We start from the raw sequence: 4,739 nt of genomic DNA, 5'->3' as shown, positions 1-4,739 counted from the left end.
GGCATGCGCCTGGTGAACACGGTGGGGCGCGGGGTGGGGAAGCTCGTGGATGACGTCTATGACCGTGACGACGCCAACAAGGCCGACCAGGCGGCCAAGGACCTCGAACGCCTGAAGGACAAGGCCGCGGTCGACAAGATCAACAAGAACACCCCCAAGGGTGCTCCCAAGATCGTGAAGTGAGCCATGCCCATCCGACCGGATCCGGTTCGCAAGGGCGAGAAGGCTGTCCTCTGTATCAACTGCCCGGAGGTCATGCTCACCATGCAGCTCAGCCGATTCCAGCTCAAGCCCGAGAAGGGCTTTGGCAATCAAGAGGTCCTGACCATGCTGACGGCGATCTGCCCTGATTGTGGATACATGGAGTTGTACAAGGAAGGGCTCCTCTTCCAGGCCACCACGGAAGGGGCAGGTGGCAAATGACGCGGGTCATCCTCGGGCCGCAGGAGAAGGTCCAGAAGCAATGTCTGGTTTCAACGCGCCGGGCGGATGACACGCTCTACGGCATCTTCCTGGGGACGCTGACGACGAAGCGGGTCTTCGCCGAGGACGAGCTGGGGACCTTGATCTTCAACTTCTACATCAAGGACATCGACCGGGCGGAGATCCGCAAGAGCTTCTGGAAGGGCGCGGGCGTCCGGCTCATCCTGCGCAGCGGCAATGACTTCGTCTTCAAGCTCATGAAGGACGCCATCTACGAGGACGCGGTCGCGGCGCAGATCTGGGTGAACAGCATCAACCAGGTGTTGCTGGTCCTCCGGAACCAGGCCGTGCCGCCCCCGTCCTGACGTCGGACCCCCTGAACCGGGCCGTGGCGTCCGCGCCACGGTCCGGAAGCGCAGGGGCTCACAGCCGCGTGAGGAAGCGCTCCGCGAAGAGGTACGCGTCCCCCGGCCACCGGGCGGAGACGTAGCGGCCATCCTCCACCACGAAGGCCGGGGTGTGGTCCGTCGCGGTGCCGCGCTTCGCGACGACGCGGGGGCCGCGCTCGAAGTGGGTGGCTTCCGCGAGGGCGGCCACCACCTCCTCCTCCACGTAGGCGGGATAGGTGCGGTAGTAGCGCCCCAGCTTCCAGGCCGTGAGCAGGTACGCGGAGCGCTCCATGTACTTGGGCAGGCAGGTGGTGCGCGTGCCGTGCAGCACGCTCTTGCCGGTGGCGGGGTCCTTCGTCCGCGCGAGCACCAGCACGCCGTGACAGATGGCCGCGACGGGCCGCTGAAGCGCCCAGAACGCCGCCACCTTCGCCTGGAGCGCCTGACTGCCCAGGTACTGCCGCATGCCCGGCGCATGGCCTCCGGGGAGCAGCAGCGCGTCGAAGTCCTCCGGCACCACCGCGTCCCAGGTCAGTGGCTTCTGGAAGCCCTCGGTGAGGGTGAGGTCGCCGTAGAAGCGCCGGGGCTCCGGATCCGCGCCCAGCTTTCCGAAGAGCACGCCCGTGAGCAGCAGCGGATCCGCCGCGGGCATGTGGCCCTGCTCCGTGGCGAACACCACCTCGTGGCCCGCGTCGGTGAGCTTGCGCCACGGCACCGCGACCTCGGTGACGTCGAAGTCGCGGTCGGGCAGCGGGACGAGGACGCGGCGGGCAGGGGACATGCGGTCAGTCTTTCCGCACGCCCGGGTCCTGACAAGCCGCGTCCCCCTCACGGCCTCAGTGGACGCGGCCCGCGGGCAGGTTGGAGCGCGGCGGGAAGCCCGGGACGGCGGCCCTGCGCGCGCCCTCCTTGCGTGAGGCCGCCAGCTGGGCGGGCGGCTCGCCGCACACCATCGCGCGCAGGTCGTCCTGGCGGCGCCCCAGGTCGTTGAAGACGTGGGGCGGTCCCGCGCCCGTGGGATCCGGCATGGGGGACGCGTTCGTGAGGAAGGGGGACAGGAAGGACGGCTGGCCCGTGGAGCGCGGTCCGACGTGGAGGAAGAACGTGTCGGTCTCCCCCGCGTGGCAGCCGTTGCACGTGTTCACCGAGAACTGGTGGCGCGCTTCGGGATTCACGCCGGGAGCATCGTAGAGGAAGCCGAAGGGCGTGAGCGCCGAACCCGCCTGGAACACCTGGCCGTTGAAGATGGGGGGCAGGGTGTGCGTCCCCGCCAGGATGGCGGCCTCGTTCTGCTGGATGTAGTTCGCGAGCATCGGGGAGCCGCTGAGGAAGAACTCGGGCGTGAGCGCCACCGCCGCCGGAGCAAGGCCGGTGGGTCCGAGGTGGAACTCGCGCAGCTCCCACTCGAAGTCGAGCGCGTTCTCGTTGGTGCGCACCTGGCTGATGGCGCTGCCGAGGAAGCGGTCCGGTGCCACGAAGGCCTTGGTGAAGCGGTCCGTCACGGCCTGGAGCTTCGCGTTGTAGCCCGGGCTGCCCACGCCCACGCGCCCCAGCTCATGCCAGTCCCGCGCCCAGCGCTGGAGCTCTTCCGACGTGCCACCCGGGAGCACGTACTCCAGGATGACGGTGAACGGCGCGGGATTGCCGGATGGATCGAGCACGCCGAACACGAAGCGGCCCTCGCCCGCGACCACCCCCTCCTGTCGCAGGTCCATGCGGTTGACGATGGCGAGCAACCGGAACGGCGCGGTGTTGAAGTCCAGTGGCTGGCTCGAGCCGCCGCTGCGCGCCTCCCAGGCGTTCGTCACCAGATTGCGGATGTTGGGCCGGGGCGGGATGACGGACGCTGCGATGAACTGGGGCTGCTCCCAGGTCCGCAGCCAGGTGCGCACCAGCGCGGACGGGTCCGCGCCGCCGTTCATCTCGCGCAGCAGCGTGCCGAAGGTCCAGGCCCCGCTCCCGGTGGTCCGCGTGGGGTCCTCCACCACGGACAGGTCGGTGATGAGCAGCTCTTCGAACGGCTCCACCTGACACGTCAGCGGGTCGCAGGCGGTGGCGGACTCGCAGCCGTTGGTCGCGCTCCCATCACAGTCGAAAGTGCCCACCGCGCAGCCCAGGCCGCAGGTGCCCGCGCCGCAGACGGCGTTGGCGGAGGCGGCCCCGCCGCACGTCGTGCCACAGGCGCCGCAGTTCGCCTCGTCGCTCAGCAGGTTCGCTTCGCAGCCGTTCGCCGGGTTGCCATCACAGTCCGCGGTGCCCATCCCACAGCCCGGCTGGAAGGACGCGCAGGCGGAGCGATTGCCCGCCGCGTCGCGGGCCGCGCCGAAGAGCTGCACGTTGAGCTGGGCGGGCACCAGGGGCATCTGGGCGATGCCGTTCGTCCCCGCGGTGACTTCGGGCGTCGAAGGTGACGGCATGGTGCAGGCGGCGTCCGCGAACAGCGCCATCCGGGCGCCGGGCTCGGTCTGGACCCGCACCGCCGCGACGAACGGCGACACCGTGAAGGGAATGACTCCGGGAAGGAACGTGGGCAGCGCGGGGGCCAGGCTGTCATTCACATACGTGGCGGCCGCGGAGCAGACGGAGGGGTTGCCCGCCGCGTCCACGGCCCGCACGGAGAAGGTCGCGGAGGCATTGGCGGCGACCGTGCGGGCGAACGAGAAGGCCCCTGTGGAGGCGTGCGCGCTGACGGTGGCGAGCGGCGTGCCCACGCAGCCCGCGGCCGCGAAGAGGCGCACGGTGGCGGCGGCCTCCGCCGTGCCGGTCAGCGAGGGCTGCGTGCTGGAGCCAGGGGACACGGGGCTGAAGCCCGTGAGCGCCGGCGCGGCGGGGGCGACGCTGTCATGCCGGTAGAGCGGGGCATTGGAGCACGTGGACGTGTTGCCCGCCGCGTCGGTGGCGGTGCTGCTGAAGAAGACCTGCGTGTTGGCCGCGACGGAGACCGCCCGCGAGAAGGTGCCATTGGCGGCCGCCGTCAGGGTGGCGAGCGGCGTGCCCTGGCAGGACGACCCCGCGAAGAGGCGCACGCTGGCGTTGGCTTCCGCCGTGCCGGACAGCAGGGGCTGCGTGTTATTGGACGGGGAGACGGGCGTGAACCCCGTGAGCGTCGGCGGCGAGGGCGCGAGGCTGTCGTGCTGGTAGGTGATGCCCGGCGAGCACGCGGAGACATTGTTCGCGGCGTCCGTGGCGGTGGCGGTGAAGGTGACGGTGGTGTTGGAGGCCAGGGAGAACGTCGAGGAGAAGCTGCCATCCGTCGCGGCCGTCACGGTGGACAGCGGCGTGCCCTGGCAGGACGTCCCCAGGAAGAGCTTCACGGTGGCTCCCGCCTCCGTCGTCCCGGCGAGCACGGGGTGCGTGTTGGTGTTCGACGGCGACGTGGGTGTGAAGCCCGTCAGCACCGGGACCGCGGGCGGAACCACGTCCGTCTGGCATTGGAGGAGTTCGAGCCGGCCCATGGAGATGACCTCGATGCCCGTGCGGCTGTCGTTGTCCTCCGTGACGTTCAGTTTGTATTTGACGTAGGCGCCCGGGGAGGCGACCAGGTACTCGCGCCGCTCGAAGCCCGCCCAGTTGATTTCGTTGGCGCGCGTATCCACGACCACCCACGCGGTGCCATTCCAGCCCTGGAGGGTGAAGGTCCGGGGGGCGCGGGAAGTGATGCTGCCGTTGGCGTAGTTGATGGCGTAGTGGGTGACCGTCTTCGGGCCATCCGCCCATTCATAGGCAAGCCAGGCGGGGATGGTGCCCAGGCTGGAGATCCACATCGTGCTGTTGGTGTGGTCGAAGGCTCCCCAGGCCTCGTAGGTGCCGCCGTAGGCGCCGGAGCGGGTCACCGTGCCGGAGGGAAGGGTGGCGCTGGTCATCTGGGGGACGAGGCTGTTTGTACAGGCGAGTCCCTGTTCGCCGGTGCGTGTCTCGGGGGGGAGG

5 protein-coding genes are annotated in these 4,739 nt (G+C 69.8%); 3 read left to right on the top strand and 2 right to left on the bottom strand.

Annotated features, from left to right (window positions below; translation table 11 throughout):
- The 3 genes from D7V93_RS45465 to D7V93_RS38230 all read left to right on the top strand — a co-directional run.
- Nucleotides 1–183 (top strand): hypothetical protein (locus tag D7V93_RS45465; protein WP_158623954.1); only part of this gene is annotated, 183 nt, incomplete at its 5' end.
- Between the two features lie 3 nt (nt 184–186).
- Nucleotides 187–423, top strand: a complete 237-nt coding sequence (locus D7V93_RS38235; RefSeq protein WP_120648013.1) for a hypothetical protein — start codon at nt 187–189, stop codon at nt 421–423.
- Complete coding sequence (locus D7V93_RS38230) at nt 420–788, top strand: hypothetical protein (RefSeq protein WP_120608747.1); 369 nt, start codon at nt 420–422, stop codon at nt 786–788. The genes D7V93_RS38235 and D7V93_RS38230 overlap by 4 nt, the downstream gene beginning before the upstream one ends.
- Before the next feature lie 58 nt (nt 789–846).
- Here the strand turns inward: D7V93_RS38230 and D7V93_RS38225 are convergent, their stop codons facing one another.
- Together D7V93_RS38225 and D7V93_RS38220 are read right to left on the bottom strand one after the other, a co-directional pair.
- A complete protein-coding gene (locus D7V93_RS38225) occupies nt 847–1,593 on the bottom strand; it encodes a type 1 glutamine amidotransferase domain-containing protein (protein WP_120648012.1) in 747 nt (248 codons plus the stop codon).
- Nucleotides 1,594–1,648: 55 nt separating this feature from the next.
- On the bottom strand, nt 1,649–4,739 hold a 3,091-nt coding region (locus D7V93_RS38220; protein WP_208723289.1), incomplete at its 5' end, for an Ig-like domain-containing protein.

It is taken from the genome of Corallococcus llansteffanensis (assembly GCF_003612055.1).
Lineage (GTDB): Bacteria > Myxococcota > Myxococcia > Myxococcales > Myxococcaceae > Corallococcus > Corallococcus llansteffanensis.
Note: the sequence above shows the minus strand (reverse complement) of the source record. Positions and strands in the feature narration are given on the sequence as shown.

What these genes read in the sequence shown, in the direction of transcription:
- D7V93_RS38235 (WP_120648013.1), top strand. Translation starts at nt 187, where the DNA reads ATGCCCATCCGACCGGATCCGGTTCGCAAGGGCGAGAAGGCTGTCCTC.
- D7V93_RS38230 (WP_120608747.1), top strand. Translation starts at nt 420, where the DNA reads ATGACGCGGGTCATCCTCGGGCCGCAGGAGAAGGTCCAGAAGCAATGT.
- D7V93_RS38225 (WP_120648012.1), bottom strand. Translation starts at nt 1,593, where the DNA reads ATGTCCCCTGCCCGCCGCGTCCTCGTCCCGCTGCCCGACCGCGACTTC.